The organism is Eubacterium limosum, from assembly GCF_000807675.2.
Classification (GTDB): Bacteria; Bacillota; Clostridia; order Eubacteriales; family Eubacteriaceae; genus Eubacterium; species Eubacterium limosum.
The window spans coordinates 3,450,062-3,475,779 of record NZ_CP019962.1 but is presented as its reverse complement, the minus strand read 5'-3'; the positions used below and the strand labels follow the sequence as shown (position 1 = coordinate 3,475,779).

The window sequence follows — 25,718 nt, the reverse complement described above, 5'->3', positions numbered from 1 at the left end:
TCCAAGATTTCGAAGCTGTTTTATATTTACTATTTCAGATGCAAGTATGCAAAAATCTTATTTATATAATTATTTTTCTAACTTCTGCGTAATACAAATGAGAATATTCAGTGTTTATTTTCTTTCTTTCGCTTTCTTGCAAAACTTAATCCTAATAATGCACCAATGGAGCTAAGTAACCCAGCAACTTGTAAGCTACCATTTCCCGTGTATCCTGTGTTTGGACCAAAATTAACACTTTTATTTTCGTCCTTACTAATAGTATCTTTATTGCCAATATTTTTGTTATTATCACCTGCAACTTCTGACTGTTTTACAATAACTTTAACATTTACTTCTTCCTTGCTTCCATCTGGATATGTCACTACGATCGTTCCTGTGGTTTCTCCCGCTGTATCCGTATCCACTGGGGTCTTCCACTCATACCTTGTTCCCTCTGGAAGATCGTCTTTGTTCTTGATTCCGTCTTCTGCATTTGGCTGACTTCCTTTGCCGGCTGTGATTGCTTGCCCTGATGGGTTATATGCATCTGCTGCCAAGCCATAGTTGACCGTTACAATAACTGTATCATTGGTTCCATCAGCATAAGTTACCTTTACATTCACTGGCTGGTTCTGCCCTGTCGTTGGAATAGCATCTACTACCTCTTTCGATTTTACTTTATCAGCCGGTGCATCTGTTGTTACCTCTGCGATGACTTCATCATTCGTAGCTGTCTGTCCATATGGTTTATTTACAACTCCCCCTTGCGCCGTATACAGTTCTGTATCAGTAGCCTGTGGTGTTGTGTCAACAACATTGACTGTAACATCCACTTCTTCCTTGCTTCCATCTGGATATGTCACTACGATCGTTCCTGTGGTTTCTCCCGCTGTATCCGTATCCACTGGGGTCTTCCACTCATACCTTGTTCCCTCTGGAAGATCGTCTTTGTTCTTGATTCCGTCTTCTGCATTTGGCTGACTTCCTTTGCCGGCTGTGATTGCTTGCCCTGATGGGTTATATGCATCTGCTGCCAAGCCATAGTTGACCGTTACAATAACTGTATCATTGGTTCCATCAGCATAAGTTACCTTTACATTCACTGGCTGGTTCTGCCCTGTCGTTGGAATAGCATCTACTACCTCTTTCGATTTTACTTTATCAGCCGGTGCATCTGTTGTTACCTCTGCGATGACTTCATCATTCGTAGCTGTCTGTCCATATGGTTTATTTACAACTCCCCCTTGCGCCGTATACAGTTCTGTATCAGTAGCCTGTGGTGTTGTGTCAACAACATTGACTGTAACATCCACTTCTTCCTTGCTTCCATCTGGATATGTCACTACGATCGTTCCTGTGGTTTCTCCCGCTGTATCCGTATCCACTGGGGTCTTCCACTCATACCTTGTTCCCTCTGGAAGATCGTCTTTGTTCCTGATTCCGTCTTCTGCATTTGGCTGACTTCCTTTGTCGACTGTGATTGCTTGCCCTGATGGGTTATATGCATCTGCTGCCAAGCCATAGTTGACCGTTACAATAACTGTATCATTGGTTCCATCAGCATAAGTTACCTTTACATTCACTGGCTGGTTCTGCCCTGTCGTTGGAATAGCATCTACTACCTCTTTCGATTTTACTTTATCAGCCGGTGCATCTGTTGTTACCTCTGCGATGACTTCATCATTCGTAGCTGTCTGTCCATATGGTTTATTTACAACTCCCCCTTGCGCCGTATACAGTTCTGTATCAGTAGCCTGTGGTGTTGTGTCAACAACATTGACTGTAACATCCACTTCTTCCTTGCTTCCATCTGGATATGTCACTACGATCGTTCCTGTGGTTTCTCCCGCTGTATCCGTATCCACTGGGGTCTTCCACTCATACCTTGTTCCCTCTGGAAGATCGTCTTTGTTCCTGATTCCGTCTTCTGCATTTGGCTGACTTCCTTTGTCGACTGTGATTGCTTGCCCTGATGGGTTATATGCATCTGCTGCCAAGCCATAGTTGACCGTTACGGTAGCATCTTCCTTGGTTCCGTCTGCGTAGGTTACTTCCACGGTCACGGTCTGGTCTGCACCATCTGCAGTAGGAGTAGGAATCTCACCTTTGATCGCTTTGGATTTCACTTTCTCTGCTGGTGCCGGAGCCTCTTGGCCATCCTTGGTTTCTGTTACTGTGACTTTGTCCAGAATTGCAGCCTCTTCCGCTTTCTTTCCGTAGTCCTGATTCAGTGTACCACCTTTAGCATCGTATTTGTCCTTATCTGGTGTAGTGAATGTAAATGGGTCTCCCATAACGGGATTGTCTGCATTTGGACTATATGCAACCAGAACAACCTCTGTACCATCTGGCACTAGGTTTGCGTTAACATCCAAAAAGAAATTTCCGGCTACCAGATCCTTATATGGAATCTTGACTGTACCGTATTCATCAGTTGTGTATGTTTTCGTATCTTTATCATAGCCTTGAAGCTTGACGATCACATTTCCAGCATCTTCATTTGTGATTTGGATCAGTCTTGCCGGGTCTGCTGGATCAGCAATCAATGGCTTTGGAACAGTTCCTTCAATCGTTGTCTTTTTAGTGGAATCAAATGTTGTCGTTGTAGTAGTTGGTTTTGATACTAGATAATCGGCAGCGTTGTTTGGTTCTGTCTGATCTGTCATAAATTCCTGTCCATCAGGTACTCCATCACCATCTGTATCTACCTTAGTAGTATCGGTACCAATCTTCCATTCAACAAAATCAAATAGACCATCTTTGTCCGTATCATTCGCATCCAGATAAGCATTTGCATACGAATCATTCAACTGCTTTGGATCATCTCCATTATCATTTGTTGATATACCTTGTTTAGTGTTCAGATAGTCTGCTTCCATCCAGCTATCAAATAAGAAGGATTGCTGATTTTTCTCAATATATTCATTAGCTGCATGTGCAAAATCAGAAAGAGTTACGCTATCTTTTAGTTTATAGGAAATCGTATAGTTACGGCTTTGACCAAGCGTTCCAAAAAAGATTCGGTCCAAATTCTTTCTTGCTGCATCTAACTGCGCCTTTGTATCATTCCCGATGATGCTTAGTTCTGGAACCTGACTTGTATCCACTAAGCCTTGGTCGTTAATTGGTACCGTGAATTCTTCATGGTTTTCATTAATCTTTACGCCGTCCAAATCAGAGCAATATATTTTAATATTATCTGTATCAATATATGGAAGCAACTCTGGTGGTATCTGTTCTTTCACATACACAACCCAGCTATAATCTGTCTGTAGGAAATTCTCAGCAGGTTTGAAGATGTGTATAGAACGAATGGTCATATCATCAGCATTAAATTTAATTTTTTGATTCACTTTACCTTTTGTAAAATCTGTTTCCTTTTCATTCTTATTCTTATTATTACTTTGCAAGATATAACCATTAGAAATACTGTTTGAAGCTATAGCTCCTTTATTGGTCGTCAAAACAGAATTAAATCCAATTGGAGTATCCTGTAAATTAAGACTTTCCAATGTCTGTCCATTTTTCAGCGTGATTTTAACAGACTGTTCACGTGAAAAACCTATCAAAGCATAGTTAGGCAGTTCTGTAACTGGCAGAGACCACATCGCGCCATCGTTATGCTTTTCCAGACTAATATCATCTAAAATAACTTTATCGATTTGTTTATAAAAGGTATCGTTAGTAAAACTCAAAAGATATTTCCCAGCATATTCGTTCGCAGGGTCTGTCCCCCATCCTGTGCTTCCATTAAACCAATATGTAAATATCATAGATAAACTTCCGTCATCCTCAACTTTATTGAAAACAGTAGAGCTATAACGTAGGTTGGTCCCGTTATCAATTCCGGTTGCCGTATAATGTGTTGTAGTATCCAGTCCTCTGATTTCCTGTGCATAGACGGTACCCAAAGACGGCACCATTAGCGTGATGCCCAGTAATACAGAGCACACGCCAATACTCAGTTTTCTTATACCGTATCTTTGTCTTCTTTTGGTCAGTATCTGTAAACTTCTTTTTCTATAAATTGAGTTATTCTTCATAAAAATCAATTTCCTTTTAACTGTAAAATATCGTTTAAAGATAGTGCATTTTATATCCTCAAAAAATTTTTTTTAAAAGTTAGATACATATAAAAAAATTTAATTCTAGATTTTCATATATTTAATTTATATAATAATAAAAACTTACAAAAATGGATTTTCTATAGTCACCTTAGCCTTTCCCTTTTAAAAATAAATTTTTTTCGCATTAAAAATACATATTATTTTTTATCTTTAAACTATAAATAAAATAGTTCATAATTCATAATAAGTCTATACTATTTAGAAGTTATAGCTGTTTTTTACATATTTTTATATATTTTATACATATTTATTATTTTTCTAATTAAAAATAAATCTACTGTCTCTTAGATATATCTTCAAAAAAGGAACGCCTACTTTAACAACTATATTTTTTGCCAATTGCATTTTCCTGCTTTAATGTATAATAGATTTTGTTAAATTAAACGTCATATGATTAGCTCCTATTAGGAAAACACACTGTCAAAGGGGTATGTAGCGGGGGTTAGCCCGCTACTGCGGGTTTTGTGGTGTTGATTTCAATGTATTCTGCTATGCGTCTAAATTCATCCGCAAACTTAAATCTCACACTAATGTTTCCATTCTCATAAACCTTGATATGGTCGATCAGCTCAACGAGAAGTTCCCGGGAAAGCTGGTCGATATTTTGATGTTTTGTAAAGGCCACCAATGCGGGATGCTCACTCTTTACACCGTTTGCCAGTTCCGCCCGTTCAGCGTTCAGCCGGGCCAGAACATCCGTAAGAGCGATGGTCTGTCGTTCATAATCGGCTTTCATATCCCGGTAGTCCTGCTGGGTAATTTCCCCGTCTTTCCAGTCCTGATAAAGGGACTGCTTGTAGCGGCTGATTTTTGCCAGTTCCCGCTCTTTCGCAGCAATCAGTTCTTCCAAACGGATGGACTGGCTCTTTTTGACCGGGGCGGTGTTAATGCGGGCAATCATTTCCGAGTATGAAACAGCCAGATGGATTTGCTGTTGTACCGCAAAGAGGACAGCGGCCTCCAGACGGTTATGCTTGATTGAGTGCATTGTGCAGGCTGTCCGGGAGCGGTTCTTGTAGGTGGAGCAGGCATAGTACACATTATTGTTGTTGCCTACGCTCCGGGTAATTGCCCGCCCGCAGTCAGCACATTTCAGAAAACCGCTGAACAGGTGGACTTCCCGGCCTTTTGGAGAAGTACGGGTATCCCGCTGTAAAAGGGCCTGTACCTTATCAAAGGTTTCATAATCAATGATTGCCTCATGCGTACCAGCTACTTCCACCCATTCTTCACGGGGAACGCTTTCAACCTCGTGTACCTTATAGCTTTTTACCCGACTGCGGCCCTGTGCCAAATCCCCGGTATAGGTGGGGTTCGTCAGAATGGAGTGGATCATGCGGGCTCCCCACATAGGATCGTCATATCCTCTTGTTGAAACGGGTATGCCCTTTTGCAGTTTATAAGCCGAGGGGCTGGGTACGCCGTGTTCATTCAGATACAAAGCGATGGCCCGTTTCGATGTCCCTTTTAGGAACAAAGAGAAAATAAGTTTGACGATTTCAGCGGCATCGGGATCGATGATCAACTGGTGTTTGTCCTTTGGGTGCTTCACATATCCATAAGGAGCAAATGCGCCGATGTACTGCCCGTTGCGCCGCTTATAGTCAAATACCTGGCGAATTTTCTTTGAGGTCTGATAGCAGTATTGATCGTTCATCACATTTGTAATCGGGACGATAATACTGGAAACGCTGTCCGGGTTGAGATAGCTGTCCACATTTTCAGCAAGACTGATGAAGCGAACGCCCATCTGAACAAACAGGTTATCAATCAGACTTCCCGCATCACTGTAATTTCTTGCAAAACGGGAAAGGTCTTTTACTACCACGCAGTTTATTTTCCCGCTCATTACATCGGAAAGGAGCCGCTGGAAATTCTCCCGGTTGGCGTCCGTTCCTGTGTGTCCATCGTCTACATATTCGGAAACACTTTCAAATTCTCCGATATGCTTCTGGTAAAAGTCATTGAGCAGATCACGCTGGTTGATGACGCTGTTGCTGTCGTCCTTTCCCTTTTTCAAGTCCTCCTTGGAAAGCCGGATATATTCGCCCAGCCGCCAGCGGCGGACGGTATAAGAGGGAGAGAAACTCTGTTGCAATCCTCTGTTTTTTGCTCGTGCCATTGTTCCTCCTTCCCTATCACATTACATCTATATTATACCTCTGCCCGGGCGGGACAACAAGGATGCCTCCGCCTCGGGACACTTTGTCTCGAAGTAGAAAGGGGCCATAACCGAAGTTACAGCCCGCTTTTTTGCCGGAGCAGAAAGTCCGTCAGCGTGTCCTGCAAGGACGGCCCGCTTTCCGCAAATTCAATTTTTACACCGATCCCGCCGATGCAAAAGCAGTATGGATTTTCTACCGCCTGCAAAAACAGAGCGATCCGCTCCTCCCGGGGGAGAGAGGTGTCAAAGGCCATACCGCTCACATCCGGCAGGGACTCAGGAGCCACTGCGCCTCGGGGCCCGTGTTCAGTTTTTCATCTGCCATTCACTAACCTCCTTTTCGTGAAAGTTGCACAATTTTTGGGCTTAAATTTCTGTAATTATTTTTCTGCCTCCTTCCGGTCTATCCACGCAAAAAAGCCGCCCAAGATAGCACCTGGACGGCTTTCTGCGTAATGTGATAGATCAAATATTATTTTTTTCGGATTGCAGGCCCCGAAAAGCCTTGTATTTACAGTGTTCCTAATAAGAAACAATCATATGTCTTTTATATTTTTCTCAAGTAATTAAGAATTTTAAGTTGTTATTTTGATTTTTTTAAACACAAAAAATATTTTAGTATGTATATTCTTTTAAAAATTTTCTTATTGAAAAAACTTCATATAACGATTAATACTCTGTTTTAAAAATATTTTTTTTGGTATAAATAAAAAAAGCAAATAAAAAACTGTGGAGGTGTTAAAATGTGTACTGCAGCAACATACGTAACAAAAGATCATTATTTTGGCCGTAATCTTGATTTGGAATTTTCTTATAATCAAAAAGTAACGATTGTGCCACGAAATTATGAATTTAATTTTCGGAAAGTGAAGCCCATGAAGTCTCATTATGCTATGATTGGTATGGCTTTTGTTGTTGAAAATTATCCATTGTATTATGATGCCACCAATGAAAAAGGCTTAAGTATGGCTGGACTAAATTTTCCTGGAAATGCAGATTATAAACAAGAAGTAGAAGGGATAGATAATATAGCACCTTTTGAGTTTATTCCATGGATTTTAGGTCAATGCGCTACTATTGCTGAGGTAAAAAGTTTGCTCGATCGAATTAATTTAATTAATATCGATTTTAGCAAAGAGTTACCTTTATCGCCTTTGCATTGGATTATTTCAGACAAAGAAGTATCTATAACCGTAGAATCAGTAAAGGCAGGCTTAAAAATATATGATAATCCAATAGGTATTTTGACTAATAATCCTACTTTTGATATTCAGATGTTTAATCTTAATAATTACATTAATATTACCAAAGAAGTTCCAGAAAATCGTTTTTCAAGTAAATTAGACCTCGATATATATAGTCGTGGTATGGGTGCTATTGGCCTTCCAGGCGATCTTTCTTCATCATCTCGTTTCGTGAAAGCAGCCTTTACTAAACTAAACTCAATTTCTGGAACTTCTGAACCTGAAAGCATTAGTCAGTTTTTTCACATACTTGGTTCAGTCAATCAAGAACGCGGATGTGTTCGTCTGGCTAAAGATACGTACGAAATCACTATTTACAGTTCATGTTGCAATACAGACAAGGGAATTTATTACTATAAAACTTATGAAAATAGTCAAATAACAGGGATTGATTTGTATAATGAAAATCTTGACAGTCAAATTCTTATTTCTTACCCGTTAATTAGTGGACAGCATATAAAAATGCAAAACAGATAATAACATTTTTACCTTTATATTCGATATTAAAAAAATGAAGTTCTATGTTTTTTATCAACTATCAACAATTTGAGCATCTATTGTATGAACCTATTTTAAAAAAACTTTTATATTTGTTTAGAGTTTTCAAATTTTATTTTAACGCTTAACATTATTATACCTTTTAGAATATTTCGACATTTAATAAGTTTCATCAAAAAATCCAAAAGCATGAACCGTTTATAAAATAGATTTTTCCATTTTCTTATTTCAATGGTTCAACCGTAAACAGGTCAATATGTTCTTTCATCTTTCTATTTGGGTTTTTGGTATAGATATTAAACTTTACTTTAACTCCATATTACTTACATAAAAGGTGGTTTTCCTTACAATGCAAAACCCTCTCAATATATAAAATTGAGAGGGTTTTATGAGAGGATGAGGCGCAAATTTTAAACGTTATTATTATCTATACTACCTAAACTTCAGATGAAATAAATGGTCGATCAGTGACATTGAATTAATTAGGTTAGGAGGGCACCTCGAACTCCGATTGTTAGTAACAACATGCTTTGGAGCCATTCATATTGTTACTGAGATAATAATATATTAATTAAAACATCAAAGCAAGTAATTTTAGGTGTGAAAATGTAAAAAACAATATTTTTTTCTGTGTAAAATTTCAATATATCGATATTTTTTTAAGCTAATGTAATTATCTAATTTATCCTTTTCCATTTTTTGTAGATTAACCCTGTTGTATGTATCTTTTTTCAGTACTATAGTCCATTATTGATTGATTTTTAATGCTATTATCCGTCATTTTATCCATAAATGGCTATTTTACATTTTTATAAACAGCGGTCAGTACTTCATTAATTTATTTCTAACAAAATTATAAAAATATTCTCAATAACAATAAATACTCCTACTACTATAAAAGCTCATTTTCAGGGATAAATTATACCATCTAAAATATAATAATCTACTTTACATATGATCCTATTTGCCAAGATTCAACCTGTTTATAAATTTTTTTGTTTACTCTACTAGATAATTTATAAAAAGATATCGCTATTATACAAACCATAAACAAATTTGTTTTAATCTACTTTCTATTTTTCTGTAATATTCTTTTCGTTCTCTTTTTACACATACAAATTTTGAATATTAAAAATATTTAGTAAAAATTTATAAAATAATCAGATACTTTTAAAAAAACAAAAATTTTACTCAGTATATCCAATAACTTTAATCATAACATAAAATATTTGCTCTGTAATTTTCAACAAATATATGTAAATAATATTTCTTTTTTGTATGACTATTGAAAAGTATTTTAATTTTTTTATACTAACAATATGCCATATTATATCAATTCTTTTTTAAAAGACAAGGAAAGGAAAATACCAATGAATAATTTTTATAAGATCATAAAATCGATTCACGTAATATCTAAACTCCCAATACATGTTTTTGATAAAAAGTTTTTATTAAAAAATCTATATGTTTCAAACCAAGTATACATACTTCCATATGACTTCAAAAAGCATCTTACTCAACCTAATAGCAAGAAATCTCCTTACTTATTTTCTGGAATATTTGACGAAGTTTTCTTACAGTTTTGTTTCAAAGATATTATTCTAATACTTGGTCCATTCATAACCAACCATCTCGATGAAAATAATATACTAAAAAAAATTCGAACAATCACTCGAGACGAAAATTATGAAAACCATTTATCTCGTTACTTACATCACCTACCTGTTTTTCCTTTAGGAGATATTCGTGATATTCTTATTTTATTAAACTTTATATTTAATGGAGATGATGAATGTCCATATTCTAAAGAACTACATCAACAAGTTTCTTTAAATGAAATTAAAATCAAAAATAATACTATTAATAACTATACTAATCGTATTTTTAATGCAGAAAATTATTTATATTATTATGAAGCACAATTATTGGATCTTGTTAGAAAAGGAGATCTGAAAAGCTTAAAAGAAAATTTAGCCAAAACAAGTAACAGTATAATACCCAATGTTAGCGGAGATTTTATCCGTACAGAAAAAAATTATACAATTATCATTTTAGAAAAGCTCTCTTCCCAATCAATTCAATTGGGTCATGATATTACCAATATTTATCGACTTCGTGATTTTTATATTAAACAACTGGAAAATATAACAGAATTGATGGATGTTCTTTACGTTAGGGATACTGCAATTATACATTTCACTAAAATAATGCACGATTTTTTAAGTGGAAGTTGCTCATCTTTTGTAAAATCTGTTATTCAGTTTATTGGCCTTAATTTATATAGTTCGATTAAAATATCAGATATTGCAAACAAGTTTTTTGTATCCGAATCGACTCTCCGCTCTAAATTCAAAAAAGAAACTGGACTTAGTGTCATAGAGTATATAAATAAACGAAAAATCAATGAAGCAAAATTATTACTACGATCTGGCCTCTCCCCTCTTGAAGTTTCTGGTACTCTTGATTATTATGACTATTCTCATTTTTATAAAACTTTCAAAAAGTTTACAGGAATATCTCCTAAAGATTATCAATTTTCTACCAATCTACTTGATAAAGAAAAGATCATTTAGCAAAAAATTTCAAATTTTAGAATTCGACCGATATCATTAAAACTATACATTAATATCTACTTATGATATACTATAGAACAACTTATTTTATGTAAATAAGGCATAACTATATAATTTTTAGGTTTTTATTTCCCAAATTCTGTCCTAAAAAATTATGAGTGTTTTTCAAATGAAAGGAGCTAGCAACCTTTACTTAACAATCCGAGGAAAAGATAATATATATCTCTGAAAAAGAGCTGAAATTAATTTAATAATCTAGCTGTGTGATTATATAATTATTAATCTTATAAGTATTTTTTAAATATAATTATGGTATAACTGTGCTGTGACAGCGAGCTTATTATATATATAATATTGTATGCAATTGTGATTGTCAATGTAAAGTAAATCATGCTATGAGAAAAAAATATCTTCAACAAAATGTGTATCAAGCCTTATTAACTCGACTCCATTTTATATTTAAGGAGTTCGATACTATTTATATATCTTTTTCAGGAGGGAAAGATAGCGGTTTATTGTTGAATATTCTTTTAGAATTTCGAGATCGTTACTATCCTTTACGAACAATTGGTGTATTCCATCAGGATTTTGAAGCACAGTATAGCATGACAACAGAATATGTAGAAGAAACTTTTCATACCTTAGAAAAGCGCGTAAATGTAGAGTTATACTGGCTTTGTTTACCTATGGCAACACGAACTGCTTTAAGTAGTTATGAAATGTACTGGTATCCTTGGGACGATACAAAAAAAGACTGTTGGGTACGCCCGATGCCACAACATGATTATGTCATCAATTTAGATCATAATCCTATAACAACTTACCGTTATAAAATGCACCAAGAAGACTTAGCTAAACAATTTGGCCGTTGGTATCGACAATCACATGGACATAAAAAAACGATTTGTTTGTTAGGAATCCGTGCGGATGAGTCGTTGCAACGTTATAGCGGTTTTATTAATAAGAAATATGCTTATAAACAAAAATGTTGGATTACGAAACAGTTTAAAGAAGTTTGGACAGCATCACCATTATATGACTGGTCAGTTGAAGATATTTGGCATGCGTATTATCTTTTTAACTACCCTTATAATAAGCTATATGATCTATACTACAAAGCCGGTTTAACGGTTTCTCAGATGCGTGTTGCTTCCCCTTTCCAAGATTATGCAAAAGATTCCCTTAATCTTTATCGAATAATCGATTTTCAGATGTGGGTAAAACTATTAGGAAGAGTTCAAGGCGCAAATTTTACTATGATTTATGGTAAGACTAAAGCAATGGGATATCGTAAAGTTACTCTTCCTGAAGGTCATACATGGAAATCTTATACACAATTTTTGCTTGCTACACTTCCAACACGGTTACGTCAGAACTACATAAAGAAATTTAATAAATCTATTACGTTTTGGCATACCGTTGGTGGTGGTCTTGAAGAAGAGACCATCCAAGAGTTGGAAGAACATGGCTATCGAATCAAAAGGAATGGGATTTCTAATCATACAATTTTTAAGAATTCAAGAATTATTTTCTTAGACAAGATTCCAGATAATACAGACGACATCAAGTCAACCAAAGATATCCCTAGTTGGAAACGGATGTGTTTTTGTATTTTGAAAAACGATCATATTTGTCGATTCATGGGATTTGGATTAACTCGAGAACAACAGAGGCAACTAAATTATCTTAAGGAAAAATATAATAGTTTGGAGGAACTAGGTAATGAGTAAAAGTCCTGTATATAATATTCAAGCGGTTCCAGTAGAAAAAATCGTACCAAATGATTATAACCCAAATGCTGTTGCACCGCCTGAGATGAAATTATTGTATGATAGTATTAAATCGGATGGCTACACAATGCCTATTGTTTGTTATTATGACAAGCTAAAAGATTCTTATATCATCGTCGATGGCTTTCATAGATATAGAATTATGAAAGAATATACAGATATTTATGAACGAGAGAATGGGCTGCTGCCTGTTTCTGTCATCGATAAACCTCTTGATCAGAGGATAGCAAGTACGATTCGACATAACCGCGCTAGAGGAACTCATGATGTTGATTTAATGAGCAATATCGTGAAAGAACTCCATGAATTCGGACGTTCAGACACATGGATCGCTAAACATTTGGGAATGGAGAAAGACGAGATTCTTCGTCTGAAACAGATCACAGGCGTTGCAGCCTTATTTAAAGAGGTCGACTTTGGACAAGCTTGGGAACCCCTGGAAGAGGAAGAACTGTTAATGGATAGTTAATCCCAAAGGGGTGAATAAGAAAAATAGATATATTGAAGCCGATGTGCTTTTTGTGCTAAATTTATACGATAAGCTATACACTCATACATAAACCCAAAATTAAGGCGTTTTTCCTCATCTGATAGTGATTCAATGGCTTTCTTTTAGCTACGTATCTCGTAGTCTAGTACTTACAAGGTGTTATTGGATAGCTTTTAACAAGTATGATATACTTCTTTGGACTATATTCTGGGGACAACGAAAAATATTTTGCTAAAAAACCGTACATCATCGTTCTTTTGTTTTTGCGAAAGCTTTCTAAAGAGTTTTAATATATTTAAAATTTTTTATCCGACAATTAAATGCCCTCTTAGTAAAATATGTTTTAAACCAGACAAAAAGCACACACTCTTATAACTTTTACCATCTAGATACTTTTCTTGTATCCTTCAATATTAATATAAGCGGCCTTTAAAACCATGCTGTTGCAAAATTTTGCATCCCATTGCTTTTTAAGCAAATTTCATCTACATAGACATAATGATAAGTTTTGAGAGTTGGTTAAATCCACTATGTCACAATTTGTTCATAATCTTTTTTCTTCAGATCCCTTAGGATACCGTACTGTCTCAGAGATCTTCGAAAACATCTTCAATCCGGTAAATAGAAAAGTTGGCTAGATACTATACTATCTCTAACAAACAGCATGGGATTATGTCTTTTTTATTTTGCAAAACTTCCCCTAACATCCCTTTTTTAAAAACTGAATATCACAAACATCCCCTTATTTACTTAAACTTTTGTAATAATAAGAAACGCGGTAACAAAAATGCCTTTATCTCTATATTCAACAAATACGTTGTTTTTTCTTGTAGTATCTATCGGTTTGATATGAGCCTCTAATTTGATTAATTATTACCTTACATACGAGCAAGTTATCTTCATGTTTGATTAGTATCAGTTTACTGCTATATGCTCTCTATCAACAACAAATATCATGGACATATTGAATAAATTACGTAAATACAATTATTTTTTACACAAAAAATTTTCAAATACATGACAAAAAACTTTTTTAATAATTTATAAGACAAGTACTACCAAACCAGGTATTTTAAACTCACCTATAACTCTATAATAGTGTACTTTTAGAAAGCTACACAACTAGAAGTATGGCGAGTAAAATATAACAATATTCATACTTTTAAATAGTTAAATTGTAGTGATTTTATTAATTTAAATTAATAATTATATATTTTACGATAATATTTTTTAGTATTTTATAATTTATTTAAATAATTTCTCATAAATAGTCATTTGATATCTACGATAATCTTATCTTTTATATGAAATTTAATTTTACGAGCTACTAGGTTCACGGGATAGACAGTAGCCTATAACTTATGTTATACTAGCCATGCAAAAAAAAGATTTTCGATATTTATCCATATTTACAATGATCCTGTAAAAAGCAAAAAGTATTCCCGCTTTAAGTACTCAGTCATAACATAATAAATTTTCAAAAATCAGAGCATTTTGTTTTTAAATATATTTCAAGGAAAAGAATTAAGAAAAAGGAGGTAAACACATGGTTATTGATCGGTTTAATGGAGATGATGAAAGTTATATTCTATACTATTTGGAGGTACATAAACGTGTATCTAATCGCGATCTTTGTGAAGCATTACATTTATCGACTTCAACCATTCGTAAAAAGCTTGCTAAAATGGAGGAAAAGGGTCTTCTCATAAGAACTCATGGTGGTGCTGCTAGTATTGATGCCGACCGCGATGAAACCATGAAGCGAAAATCCAGAATCAATATTTTAAATAAAAAAGCCATCGCAGCAGAGGCTTGTCGATTAATCAATGATGGTGATGTCTTGGCTCTTGGAGGTGGCTCCACAGTAGCAGAGATGGCACCCTGGCTTTTAAAGCTAAAAGAAGCTGTGATTCTAACAGATTCCACCGTTATGTCGACACTTACCATTCCCAACCAAAAATTGGAGGTACACATTAACAGTGGGATTGTTCGAGGACGTACCGGTTGTGTCGTTGGTCCAACATCGGATATTCTTTTTCAGTCGTATAGCGCAGACAAAGCATTTATTGGTTGTGATGCTTTTGATATTGAATTCGGTGCAGGAAGCGATAATATTCTTGTGGGAAAAGTAGAAAAGGTGATGCTAAAATGTGCAAGAGAGCGCTATATTCTCTGTGACAGCACAAAACTCAATCAAAATGCCCTTTGTTCTTTTATCAAAATTTCAGAGATCACAGCGCTGATTACGGATGATGACGCAAACCCAGAATATATCAAACGGATGAGAGACGCTGGGCTTAAAGTAATTCTTGCCACAATTCCGCGTTTGTCAGAGCCAGAAACGGACATTAAGGGAAAAGATGTCCCCTTAGAGAGCAAAACGCTCAAAAAAACGGAATAAATCTCGATATGACCTTTTTGAACGAGTTATTATCAAAAGCCTGGAAACCTTTTATTTTAAAGGGTTTCCAGGCTTTTTGGTTTTCTTGACATTTTAAAAAAATCCATTCATAATAAAAGTAATCGATAACCCCAAACAGACATTTTGGACAATTCAAACATCCAAAAGAGGTGATATTATCGAAATTTTACATGAAAAATATCGAGTAAATCAAGATGCAAATGCGCTGATTTCTCAAATACAAAATTTTGCATTAGACATGGATGGAACCATTTATCTGGATGAAACATGGATTGATGGTGCCAAGGTTTTTCTGGAACGAATTGAGCAAACGGGCCGGAATTATTGTTTTATGACAAACAACTCATCTAAAAATGCAGAAATTTATGTGGAAAAATTACATAAAATGGGTCTCGACATCGATCCACAAAAACAGTTGATCACTTCTGGGCATGCTACCATTGACTACCTAAAACGAAATTTTCCCGAGAAAAGTGTATACCTTTTTGGAAATAAGGCACTTATGGATGAATTTGAAAAAAATGGCATCTGTCTGGAAGAAGACCATCCTGATGTATTGATTTCTGCATTTGATACTTCTTTCAACTATACAAAACTATGTAAATTTTGTGATTTAGTACGCGAAGGCCTTCCATACATTGGTACACATCCAGATTATAACTGTCCAACCCAAAATGGATTTGTCCCAGATATTGGAGCCTTTCATGCCTATGTAAGCGCATCGACAGGACGAATGCCGGATAAGATCATCGGAAAGCCAAACAAAGAAATAATCGACTATACCTTAAATGTGTTGAGTGCTAAACCTGAAAATACAGCAGTTGTAGGTGACCGGCTGTATACTGATGTAAAATCTGGTGTTTTCAACGGCCTTTTTGGTATTTTGGTACTTAGTGGAGAGGCCCGATTGGCTGATCTTCCGGGATCGGATGTAAAACCACATCTCGTTTTCGATTCCGTGAAAAATATCACACCATTATTGTAAGGTGGCCATCAGGCGAGATCGGAGGGAAAAAATGTATGTAATAGGAATCGATTTGGGAACACAAAGTTTAAAAGGCCTTTTGGTCGATATAAATGGAAAAATCATAATGGAGGCAAATTGCGTACATGATCCGGTATATCCATACCCAGCATGGGCAGAACAAGTCGTAGCAGACTGGATCCATTCTTTTAAGAAAGTGGTACATGAATTAATACAAAAAAGTGGAGTCGCACCAGAGGAAATTGGAACAATCGGGATGGATGCGATTAATGACAGTATTGTTGTCATTGATCACGAGGGAAATCCGATGATGAATTCAATTATCTGGCTAGATCGTCGCGCTGAAACAGAAATTAAAACAATTGAAAAAAAAATTTCTTCAGAACGCGTATTTGAAATCACAGGTTTAAACCTGGATTCATCTCATACTGCTGCAAAGATGCTATGGGTTAAAAAACATCATCCAGAGATATATGAAAAATGCAAAAACATCCTAAATGTGGATAGTTTTATGGTACATTGGATGACCGGAGAAAGTGTGGTGGATTATGCCCAAGCGTCAGCATCAATGTTATACAACGTTACAGATAAATGCTGGGACGCTGAGATGGCAAAAGTCTTTGATATTGATCCACAGCTATTAGGCAGAATCGGAAAACCGGAGGAAGTTTGCGGTCATTTAACAGAGCAGGCCGCAAAAGAGCTAGGTTTGACCACAAAGACGAAAGTGATCATCGGTACAGGTGACGAACATTCTGCCTGTGTAGGATCTGGACTCGTGAAACCAGGCATGGTGTGTGATATCACGGGAACTGCAGAACCTGTGGCAGCTGTGGCGGACAAACCAGTATTTGATAAGATTGGAAATTTAGTGGAAACTCATCATCATGCGGATGCAAGATGGTGGCTAATCGAAAACCCTGGCTTCGTATCTGGCGGCTCCACACGTTGGTTCCGCGACAATATTATGCGATATGACAATTACGACATAATGAATGTTATGGCTGCGACATCTCCAGTAGGTTCTAATGGCGTTATTTTTCTCCCATGCATGCAAGGAGCAATGACGCCGACTTGGAATGGAAACGCAAGAGGAACCTTTACCGGATTAACATTGAACAATAATTTTGATGATTTAGCACGAGCTGTATTTGAAGGCATTGCATTCGGTCTCAGGGACAATGTGGACCGCTTTGAAGAAATCGGTATGGATTGTTCAAATGTACGTATCGTCGGTGGCAGTACAAAATCACCTTTATGGTGTCAGATGAAAGCAGACTTACTGGGTAAACCCATGACGGCAACTAAAAGCGCGGAAGGTGCGGCGATTGGTGCAGCAATGTTAGCAAGCGTAGCAGAAGGTAATTTCAAAGATCTGGACGAAGCAGCAGAAGCCATGGTCGAACTAGGCGCAACCTATGAACCAGACGTACAAAAAAAGGCATCCTATGATGAAGCTTATGGCCGCTACAAAGAGTGTTATGCTGCGATGGAACTATTTTTTGATAAATGTTACAGCTAGAAAGGAACAAAATGATCATGGCAGATCCAAGACTGATTTATGCAGATCCTAGAGATTTAGATACGCTCAGAAATGCATTAAAAGACAATGATCCTGAGGGTAAACTCTGCCCTATTTTAATGGATCAGATTTATATTCAAAAAAAAGCGATAGAATTACTGCCTGAGATTATCTCAGAGCATACACGTGGCAAAAAGATACTCATGGTATCCGACATGACCCCCTACTTCCGTGGAAAAGATAGTTTAAAGGAGCAAATTTATTATCTGTTAAGTCAAAATTTCGATGTACTCTGGCTAACTTTAGATAATCATGACCATGTATTGCACGCAGTCGATGAAGAAAGTACTCGAATCCAGGAAGTAATCCGCACACATCAGGCAGACTGTGTACTAGGAATTGGTGGAGGCACTATAACAGATCTTTGTAAAGATGCATCGCACGCCGTCGACGATTCTATTCCGCTAATCATTGTACAAACGGCATTATCCGTAAATGCTTTTTCGGACGGAATTTCAATTATGCTGAAAAATGGTGTAAAATGTTCACTCCCAACTCGTTATCCTTCTGTTCTGGTGATTGACTTAGACGTAATCGAACAGGCACCTATGGAAAGAAACCTTGCAGGATACGGTGATGTACTGGCAACTTGGACTGCACCGGTGGATTGGTATTTATCTTATAAATTAGGAATGAACAACACCTACAATGATCCATCTTGCGACATCTTACGCACGCAAAATTCAGAGTTGTTAGAACAATCTGCACGGTTGGCAGCAAAAGACCAGGAAACATTTGAACTGTTGGCCAAAGTGCTTACATTAAGTGGTTTGGCCATGGGAATTGCAGGGGAATCCAGCCCTTCCTCAGGAACAGAGCATATCATCACGCATTTACTGGATATGGCCGCAGATAAGCAACATCGTGATGTCGCATTCCACGGTGCCCAGGTGTCCATTGGCACAATTTTTACTGCAATCGCTTGGGATATTTTGTTAAATGAATTTGATCCCACATCCGTAGATCTTGAAAAATGCTTTCCTACAGAGGAAAAAATGAAATCCATGGTCTATGAGTCCTTTGAATGGATTAAGAAAGAAACTGCCGACGAATGCTGGAAAGGCTATCAAAAAAAGCTGGAAAACTGGAAATCAAACAAAGAAAATTTCAAAAAATTTTTACGCAACTGGGATATTATTAAAACAGAAATTCAAAATGTTGTCGTGCCACCGCAACATTTATGTGAACAGATGCGTGCCGCCGGAGCCCCCACCCATTATTCTCAAATGACACCGTCTATTGATGAAAAAACAGCTCGCTGGGCGCTTCGCAATTGCCACTTATACCGGAATCGTTTTACCCTGTCCGACTTGCTTTTCTATATAGGATGGTGGAACGATGATTTTATTGAACGCTTGATTCAGCGTGCATCGGAACTAGATGCAGGTTTGTAAAGCGCGAGAAAATTCTTTTTATTGACCCCCTTTTATTTAAAAAACACCCCTGTGGAATTTTTATTCCACAGGGGTGTTTTGATATATTATATTTAATCTCCAAAAATTTCTTTGTGAATAAAAGCAGCTACTCCATCTTCGTCACAGCTAGGAATGATTTCATCAGCTAGTTCTTTCACAGAGTCCAGAGCGTTGCTCACAGCATATCTCCGATCAGCCACTTCAAACATTGATAGATCATTCAAATTATCTCCGAAAACGACGACTTCATCACAATGTAACATGCTTTTCAGTTCGAGTAGTGCATTCTTTTTAGTTGCCTGATCTGAAAAAATTTCAATACAGTAAAGCCCATTATAAATATTTAAATAAAAAGCACAGGATACGCCTTTTATTTTTTGTATAGCTGTATAAATTGGCTTGAGCTTTTCTTCAGTATCAGTGCATGCAAGATACACAATGTCTGACACGGAAACAAATGATTTAAGGTCTGGTTGACAGTCCACTTTTGAACAACATTTCAAGGCTCTATCGCTGTAATATTGCGTCTGCTTTATCATTGCCTCCCGATTATAATAAATCTGAATCTGGTTCTGTGAGAAGCTGTAAAGAAAAACGCCTGTGTCCATTTCATTAAATACCTCCAAAACATCAAAAACTGCCTCAGGGTACATTTTTTTTGCTTCAAGATACGAATGCGTACTAAAATCGTAAAGAAAGACACCATTCGTTAAAATGGACGGCGTAGTTAAATTAAGAGGCTCCAACCGATAATCACAACCATATGGCATACGTGCTGTCGCAACTGCAAAGTTCACATTCTTAACCAAACAATCGTTCAAAAGCATGATTGTTTTTTCGGACAAACTTTTTTTTGTCGTAAACAGAGTTCCATCCAAATCAGATAAATAAAGTGTGCTCATAAATATCTCCTTTTTCTTTGAATGCTTATTTCCTAAAATAAGCATCAAAGAATAACTTCTTGAGTAGCAATAATATCTGTTCCACTGCCACAGACATCCGAAATAATTACATCACCCACATGAATGGGAAGTTTTGAACGCTCAACCGGATTTGAAAAAATTTGCTCAATGCAATCAAAAAGCATACGTTTAGGAATCGGTGAAGATGTTTTGACACTGAATGGCTTTTCATACCCTTCAATTCGCATCAAAGAAGTCAAAATTCTAAGCGGTTCCAACGCCTCCTGAAACGCAAACTTTTCACCGCGCTTACAGATATTACCATTAACAGAGAGAACGCGGCTTTTATCTATCTCAACATTTAAGCGACATCCCATAGGACAGTTGATACAAATTAACTGCTTTGTTTTCACCATTTTCATACCTCCAACCGAACCGTAATATCTTGTTCTGCCTGATTAAGCAAAGTGCGTTCAACCCTAAATGAGCACATTTCTCCAGGCGTCACCACCATTTTTTTCATCTCCTTAATACAGTTCCCATCTACATCAATACATATTTTGCAGTTTTTATACTTATTCTTTGGTCGAAACATAAACTCTACCTCATCATCGCCATCAAAAAGAATCTTTTGTGGAACGACACCATTGACACCAAATCCATCCTTTACAGAAACAGCTTTGTTTTCAACCGCCCCCATTTTCAGATAACGCGCAGCATTTCTGCCTGCTTTTGTCCCTTCCATGCTCACAAAATCTACTAAATCATGTACATGGAGCACATTTCCACATGAAAAGACTCCCTCAAGAGAGCTCATCAGATTATCATCAACAACTGCACCTTTAGTCGTTTCGGATAATTCAATACCGGCAGCTCTAGTTAACTCATTTTCTGGAATCAAGCCAGCTGAAATCAAAAGTGTATCACAGGGGCGTTCAAACTCTGTACCTGGAATTGGACAGCGATTTTCATCCACTTTAGCGATAGTCACCTGTTCCACACGCCCTTTTCCTTGAATGTCAACAATGGTACTATTATAACTAATCGGAATGTCAAAATCCTCTAGACATTGGGAAATATTTCTTGCTAAACCTCCAGAATAAGGCATAATTTCTACAACATGTTCTACACGGGCTCCTTCCATAACAAACTGTCTCGCCATGATAAGCCCAATATCACCAGATCCTAGAATAACAATATTTTTCCCTGGAAGATAACCATCTATATTTAAATAATGTTGGGCCGTCCCCGCCGTGATAATACCGGCAATACGTTTTCCTGGGATCATTAGGGCGCCTCGGGAACGTTCCCTACATCCCATGGCAAGAATAATCGCTTTGGCCTGAATCTCAAAAAGTCCTTTTTCTGGATGAATGACACTGATAACTTTTTGATGAGAAATATTTAAAGCAAAAGTGTTTGTAAGACACTCAACGTCGGCATTAAGTGCCTCCGACGAAATTCTATAGGCAAACTCAACACCCGTCAAATCCTCTTTATACTTGTGAACGCCAAATCCATTATGGATACACTGTCTCAAAATCCCTCCGAGATAGGGACTACGTTCAAGAACAAGGATATCTCGAATTCCCTGCTCTTTAGCTTCCACGGCTGCTGAAAGGCCTGCGGCACCTCCACCAATAATTACTAGATCTTTTTTCATGATCAGACATTTCCTCCGTTTTTCATACATGCTTTTTCCATTAAAATATAAGAATTGCCACCTGACTGGGTGATTTCCAAAGGTGTTTTTCCCAATTCCTCACAAAGGATCTCCATAACCCGGGGGCTACAAAATCCACCTTGACATCGTCCCATTCCGGAGCGTACCCGCATTTTTACAGCTCCAATACTACGTGCCCCTACCGGACGTCGGATTGCATCACGAATTTCCGCTTCGGTGATCTGTTCACATCGACAGACGATACGCGCGTAATCAGGATCTTTAGCTATGGCTTTTTTCCGCTCTTCTACGTTCATGGTACGAAAAGTTTTTTTGACCTCACGGCCGATTTTATAATTTGGATTTACAGGAGGCTGTTCACGTTCAACCAGTATTTTAACCATATCAATCGCTATCGCAGGAGCCGCCGTTACACCGGGCGATTCAATTCCAGCCAAATTGATAAAATTCAACGCATCCTCCGGTTCGCCCAAAATAAAGTCATCACGGTCAGGGTGTGCACGACTCCCGCCGTAAGCTGTGATCACAGCATCTCGAGGAAATTTTGAAACATGCTTGCTAATTGGAAGATATTGCCATTTTTTTTCAAAATAATTGAGAATTTTGTCCATCCCTTCTTTAGTATTATCAGAAAAATCAGGATCCTCCACATCATCAGCATTACAGCCAAGGATAATTGTGCCATCCACGGAAGGCATCAATCCCATGCCTTTGGTATGCCCACCAGTTGTAAGTTTTTCCGGAGTCTGACAAATGGTTGTTTTAGTGTATTGCGAAAGATCGCGATCTAAGATTAGATGTTGTCCCTCACGTGGAATAATCTTGAACGTATCTCTTGATACCATATTATTAAATTTATCTGCATGTGTACCTGCACAATTAAAAATGTAGCGAGTTCGTTCTTCACCCTCAGAAGTTGTAACAACCCAGACGTCATCACTCATTTTTACTTTCAGAGCTGCACAACCTGTTTTAAAAACCACACCATTTCTAGCGGCATTTTCAGCCATCGCGAATACCAGATTGTAGGGACAAACCATCGCACTTTCTGGAACCCAAAGACCTCCAATAACGCCTTCCCCCATATCCGGTTCAATTTCCAAAACGCGCTTTCTATCGCATATTTCTGTTTTTACGCCATTTTGACATCCCACTTTGTAAAGCCGCCTTACTTCCTCCATTTGCTCATCGTTAGTTGCAAAAACGATCATACCATTTTGAACATAAGGAACATCGAGTTCTTCACAAAGTTTTTGATACATACGACTGCCTTGTACATTATAAATCGCTTTATTGGATCCAGGATCAGGATCATATCCAGCATGAACAGTCGCAGAATTTCCACGGGTTGTGCCAGCGCATAGATCATGCCCTTTCTCTAAAACCAGAACTTTCAGATCATATCTGGCAAGTTCTCTTGCAACAGAGCATCCACTAATTCCCGCTCCGATTATAACTGCATCCCACATGAATATGTGCCTCCTTCTTAATCTTGAGATTTGTCTGTTTGGTTGATTTCATCATATCGGAGTCCCCTTAAAGCGTCAAGGAAGATCCCCATCCAAATACGTCACGATTCAGATGGAAACGCTCATAAAGAGCTTATTCTTATCGTTTTGGTAAAAATGGAAAAATATAAATCACTTTAGGCAACCGTTATTACATAAAAGAAAATTGAAGAAATCTTAAAAAATCATGATGTTAAAACCAAAGGATTTTTTTAATTTCAACCGGATATATTTTCATTTTTTAATCAAAACGAGAAATTATCCTATTAGTGTGAGCGATTCATACAAATTTTTTTCCAGCACGACCGATTCAGGACAATTTGACTGTTTGACGGGTGTGAAAAATTTATGTATATTTTTTGTAGCGGGCGAGTTTCCTATTTGCTCAGAAGAAATCGTCTGCTGATGTCTGTTTGGGTTTTGAGATTTTAATAAAAATGCACCGCGGCTTAGCCCGCAGAAAGAGAGATACTAAAATGGCAAAACCAAATTTAATTGTAATGCTGACACATAATGATGTAACCGTAAAGGACGCTTACGATATCTTCGAATCATGTAAGGACATTGATAGCGTACAGCACTGGGGTTTTAAAAATGTCGGACTCCCTAAAGATGAAATGAAACGAATCGTACAAGCAATGAAGAAAGCTGGAAAAACAACATATCTTGAAGTTGTTACCTATGACGAAGCTTCATGCTTGGAAGCTGCAAAAACTTGTATTGACTGCGGATTTGATACCCTAATGGGAACTGTTTACTATGAGTCCGTGCACAAATACCTGAATGAACATAATATGACGTATAGTCCATTTGTTGGAAAAGTTTCTGGTTCTCCTAGCATCCTAGAAGGAACTAACGAGGAAATCATCCAAAATGCCAAGGATTTGATGGCAAAAGGTATCACCGCTTTTGATATTTTAGCTTATCGTCATGTTATCGATGGCGAAAAACTTGCCAGGGATTTCTGTGCAGCGATTGACGCACAGGTTGCTGTTGCAGGAAGTATTTCCAATTACGAACGTATTGATACCATGTTTGATATTGGCCCTTGGGGCTTTACAATGGGTAGCGCTTTGTTTACAAAGAACTTTGTGCCAGATGGGAGTTTTAAAGAAAACTTACAGGCAGTTGCCGATTATATGGATAAAAAATAAATAAGGATACAGGCTGCCGCGCTGTCAAAAGCCATCAAGCGGCAGCCCTTAAAATAGGAGGGTAATATGATTAGTCAAATAATTGTTTATATTATGGTCATCTTCATGGCGGTTGCTGCCATTGATCGGATGTTTGGGAACAGACTCGGTCTTGGTCAGGAATTCGAAGAAGGCTTCAACGCCATGGGTGCTCTGACTCTTGGAATGGCTGGGATCATGGTTACAGTAGACTTAATTGGCGCTGTGCTCACACCAACTGTTGGGGCTCTGTTTTCAGCGATCGGAGCTGACCCAAGCATGGCGGGATCACTAATTCTCTCTATTGATACCGGAGGATATGCATTAGCTCATGCCATTCAACCAAACAACGCTGACATTGCGAACTTTTCAGCCATCATTTTGGCATCAATGATGGGACCAACGATCGCTTTTGGAATTCCCGTTTGTCTTGGAATTATGCAACCAAGTGATAAACGTTTTCTAGCTATTGGAACTATGTCTGGAATTGTCTGTATTCCTTTCGCATGTATAGTCGGTGGCTTAGTTGCTGGCTTTGATATAGGGATGGTATTGATCAACATGGTACCTGTGCTGATCTTTGCAGTTTTGATTGCGTTAGGACTAAAATTTATTCCGACAGGCATGATCAAAGGTTTTAATATTTTCGCAAAATTTATGATTGCATACCTAAGCTTTTTCCTCGGTTTAGCAATTGTACAAGAACTGACTCCAATTCACCTGATTGAATTACGTCCATTATCTGAAGTATGGGGCGTTATCGGATCAATTGCCATGATGCTGGCCGGTGCTTATCCACTGGTTAAAGTCTTAACAAAAGTCTTAGGCAAACCGCTCGGTAAACTCGGTGCGATGATCGGTATTAACGATGTTGCCGTAGCAGGACTGATTGCCTGCTGTGCCAACTCAATTCCTGCATATAGTATGCTAAAAGATATGGATAATAAAGGTAAGGTCATTAATATTGCTTTTGCTTGTTGTGCAGCCTTTGCACTCGGCGATCATCTAGGCTTTTGCGCAGGTGTAGAACCCGATTTAATTGCAGCGATGGTGGCCGCAAAACTTTTTGGTGGTGTTCTTTGTGTACTTTCAGCGATTTTCTTTATGAATTTAGATAAAAAACAGTTGGAGGATATTCCCGAAGCAACCATTTGAAAAAATAATTTATTATTATAAAAGG

The 25,718-nt window shown here is 37.4% G+C and carries 17 protein-coding genes; 10 read left to right on the top strand and 7 right to left on the bottom strand.

The genetic code is table 11. The annotated features are described in order from the left end of the window. Window positions 1-107: 107 nt before the first annotated feature. The 3 genes from B2M23_RS16255 to B2M23_RS16245 all read right to left on the bottom strand — a co-directional run bounded on the left by B2M23_RS16255 (window position 108) and on the right by B2M23_RS16245 (window position 6,560). On the bottom strand, window positions 108-4,025 hold the full coding sequence (locus B2M23_RS16255; protein ID WP_081571259.1) for a Rib/alpha-like domain-containing protein: 3,918 nt from the start codon (window positions 4,023-4,025) through the stop codon (window positions 108-110). Between the two features lie 526 nt (window positions 4,026-4,551). After that, window positions 4,552-6,231 (bottom strand): recombinase family protein, encoded by a 1,680-nt coding sequence (locus tag B2M23_RS16250; RefSeq protein WP_038353772.1) that lies wholly within the window; start codon window positions 6,229-6,231, stop codon window positions 4,552-4,554. A gap of 116 nt (window positions 6,232-6,347) precedes the next feature. Then, window positions 6,348-6,560, bottom strand: coding sequence for a DUF6870 family protein (locus B2M23_RS16245; protein ID WP_038353773.1), 213 nt, complete (start codon window positions 6,558-6,560; stop codon window positions 6,348-6,350). Between the two features lie 456 nt (window positions 6,561-7,016). Between B2M23_RS16245 and bsh the strand changes: the two genes are divergently transcribed. The 8 genes from bsh (at window position 7,017) to B2M23_RS16205 (ending at window position 19,251) form a co-directional block, all read left to right on the top strand. Further along, window positions 7,017-7,994, top strand: coding sequence for a choloylglycine hydrolase (gene bsh / locus B2M23_RS16240; protein WP_038353774.1), 978 nt, complete (start codon window positions 7,017-7,019; stop codon window positions 7,992-7,994). Between the two features lie 1,391 nt (window positions 7,995-9,385). Beyond that, window positions 9,386-10,588 (top strand): YSIRK-targeted surface antigen transcriptional regulator, encoded by a 1,203-nt coding sequence (locus B2M23_RS16235; protein WP_038353775.1) that lies wholly within the window; start codon window positions 9,386-9,388, stop codon window positions 10,586-10,588. A 395-nt stretch (window positions 10,589-10,983) separates the two neighbouring features. Next, a complete protein-coding gene (locus B2M23_RS16230) occupies window positions 10,984-12,318 on the top strand; it encodes a phosphoadenosine phosphosulfate reductase (RefSeq protein ID WP_038353776.1) in 1,335 nt (444 codons plus the stop codon). After that, the gene (locus B2M23_RS16225) at window positions 12,311-12,847 is read left to right on the top strand and encodes an IbrB-like domain-containing protein (protein ID WP_038353777.1); all 537 of its coding nucleotides are present in this window, start codon (window positions 12,311-12,313) and stop codon (window positions 12,845-12,847) included. The genes B2M23_RS16230 and B2M23_RS16225 overlap by 8 nt, the downstream gene beginning before the upstream one ends. Before the next feature lie 1,567 nt (window positions 12,848-14,414). Beyond that, window positions 14,415-15,269 carry a DeoR/GlpR family DNA-binding transcription regulator gene (locus B2M23_RS16220; protein WP_013380155.1) on the top strand — a complete coding sequence of 285 codons (855 nt, stop codon included), beginning with the start codon at window positions 14,415-14,417 and terminating at the stop codon, window positions 15,267-15,269. A gap of 151 nt (window positions 15,270-15,420) precedes the next feature. Continuing rightward, window positions 15,421-16,275 (top strand): HAD-IIA family hydrolase, encoded by an 855-nt coding sequence (locus B2M23_RS16215; RefSeq protein ID WP_333559718.1) that lies wholly within the window; start codon window positions 15,421-15,423, stop codon window positions 16,273-16,275. A 31-nt stretch (window positions 16,276-16,306) separates the two neighbouring features. Next, on the top strand, window positions 16,307-17,797 hold the full coding sequence (locus tag B2M23_RS16210) for a xylulokinase (protein WP_038353779.1): 1,491 nt from the start codon (window positions 16,307-16,309) through the stop codon (window positions 17,795-17,797). A 17-nt stretch (window positions 17,798-17,814) separates the two neighbouring features. After that, window positions 17,815-19,251, top strand: a complete 1,437-nt coding sequence (locus B2M23_RS16205) for an iron-containing alcohol dehydrogenase (RefSeq protein WP_167617929.1) — start codon at window positions 17,815-17,817, stop codon at window positions 19,249-19,251. A 92-nt stretch (window positions 19,252-19,343) separates the two neighbouring features. On the opposite strand, the gene B2M23_RS16200 is transcribed toward B2M23_RS16205, so the two are convergent. Genes B2M23_RS16200 through B2M23_RS16185 form a run of 4 tightly spaced genes read right to left on the bottom strand, consistent with a single transcriptional unit; the run spans window position 19,344 to window position 23,327 of the window. Continuing rightward, the gene (locus B2M23_RS16200; RefSeq protein WP_038353981.1) at window positions 19,344-20,174 is read right to left on the bottom strand and encodes an HAD-IIB family hydrolase; all 831 of its coding nucleotides are present in this window, start codon (window positions 20,172-20,174) and stop codon (window positions 19,344-19,346) included. Window positions 20,175-20,218: 44 nt separating this feature from the next. Then, on the bottom strand, window positions 20,219-20,590 hold the full coding sequence (locus B2M23_RS16195) for a DUF1667 domain-containing protein (RefSeq protein ID WP_013380149.1): 372 nt from the start codon (window positions 20,588-20,590) through the stop codon (window positions 20,219-20,221). A 2-nt stretch (window positions 20,591-20,592) separates the two neighbouring features. After that, the gene (locus B2M23_RS16190; RefSeq protein ID WP_038353781.1) at window positions 20,593-21,837 is read right to left on the bottom strand and encodes an NAD(P)/FAD-dependent oxidoreductase; all 1,245 of its coding nucleotides are present in this window, start codon (window positions 21,835-21,837) and stop codon (window positions 20,593-20,595) included. 2 nt (window positions 21,838-21,839) lie between these two features. Then, on the bottom strand, window positions 21,840-23,327 hold the full coding sequence (locus B2M23_RS16185) for an NAD(P)/FAD-dependent oxidoreductase (protein WP_038353782.1): 1,488 nt from the start codon (window positions 23,325-23,327) through the stop codon (window positions 21,840-21,842). Window positions 23,328-23,842: 515 nt separating this feature from the next. Between B2M23_RS16185 and B2M23_RS16180 the strand changes: the two genes are divergently transcribed. Beyond that, window positions 23,843-24,520 carry a hypothetical protein gene (locus B2M23_RS16180; protein ID WP_038353783.1) on the top strand — a complete coding sequence of 226 codons (678 nt, stop codon included), beginning with the start codon at window positions 23,843-23,845 and terminating at the stop codon, window positions 24,518-24,520. Window positions 24,521-24,586: 66 nt separating this feature from the next. Beyond that, on the top strand, window positions 24,587-25,693 hold the full coding sequence (locus B2M23_RS16175) for an ethanolamine utilization protein EutH (RefSeq protein WP_013380144.1): 1,107 nt from the start codon (window positions 24,587-24,589) through the stop codon (window positions 25,691-25,693). The last annotated feature ends 25 nt before the right edge of the window (window positions 25,694-25,718 follow it).

Bases quoted from the DNA above. Each gene is read 5' to 3' on its own strand.
- B2M23_RS16255 (WP_081571259.1), bottom strand. From the start codon at position 4,025: ATGAAGAATAACTCAATTTATAGAAAAAGAAGTTTACAGATACTGACC.
- B2M23_RS16250 (WP_038353772.1), bottom strand. From the start codon at position 6,231: ATGGCACGAGCAAAAAACAGAGGATTGCAACAGAGTTTCTCTCCCTCT.
- bsh (WP_038353774.1), top strand. From the start codon at position 7,017: ATGTGTACTGCAGCAACATACGTAACAAAAGATCATTATTTTGGCCGT.
- B2M23_RS16235 (WP_038353775.1), top strand. From the start codon at position 9,386: ATGAATAATTTTTATAAGATCATAAAATCGATTCACGTAATATCTAAA.
- B2M23_RS16230 (WP_038353776.1), top strand. From the start codon at position 10,984: ATGAGAAAAAAATATCTTCAACAAAATGTGTATCAAGCCTTATTAACT.
- B2M23_RS16225 (WP_038353777.1), top strand. From the start codon at position 12,311: ATGAGTAAAAGTCCTGTATATAATATTCAAGCGGTTCCAGTAGAAAAA.
- B2M23_RS16220 (WP_013380155.1), top strand. From the start codon at position 14,415: ATGGTTATTGATCGGTTTAATGGAGATGATGAAAGTTATATTCTATAC.
- B2M23_RS16210 (WP_038353779.1), top strand. From the start codon at position 16,307: ATGTATGTAATAGGAATCGATTTGGGAACACAAAGTTTAAAAGGCCTT.
- B2M23_RS16205 (WP_167617929.1), top strand. From the start codon at position 17,815: ATGGCAGATCCAAGACTGATTTATGCAGATCCTAGAGATTTAGATACG.
- B2M23_RS16200 (WP_038353981.1), bottom strand. From the start codon at position 20,174: ATGAGCACACTTTATTTATCTGATTTGGATGGAACTCTGTTTACGACA.
- B2M23_RS16195 (WP_013380149.1), bottom strand. From the start codon at position 20,590: ATGGTGAAAACAAAGCAGTTAATTTGTATCAACTGTCCTATGGGATGT.
- B2M23_RS16190 (WP_038353781.1), bottom strand. From the start codon at position 21,837: ATGAAAAAAGATCTAGTAATTATTGGTGGAGGTGCCGCAGGCCTTTCA.
- B2M23_RS16185 (WP_038353782.1), bottom strand. From the start codon at position 23,327: ATGTGGGATGCAGTTATAATCGGAGCGGGAATTAGTGGATGCTCTGTT.
- B2M23_RS16180 (WP_038353783.1), top strand. From the start codon at position 23,843: ATGGCAAAACCAAATTTAATTGTAATGCTGACACATAATGATGTAACC.
- B2M23_RS16175 (WP_013380144.1), top strand. From the start codon at position 24,587: ATGATTAGTCAAATAATTGTTTATATTATGGTCATCTTCATGGCGGTT.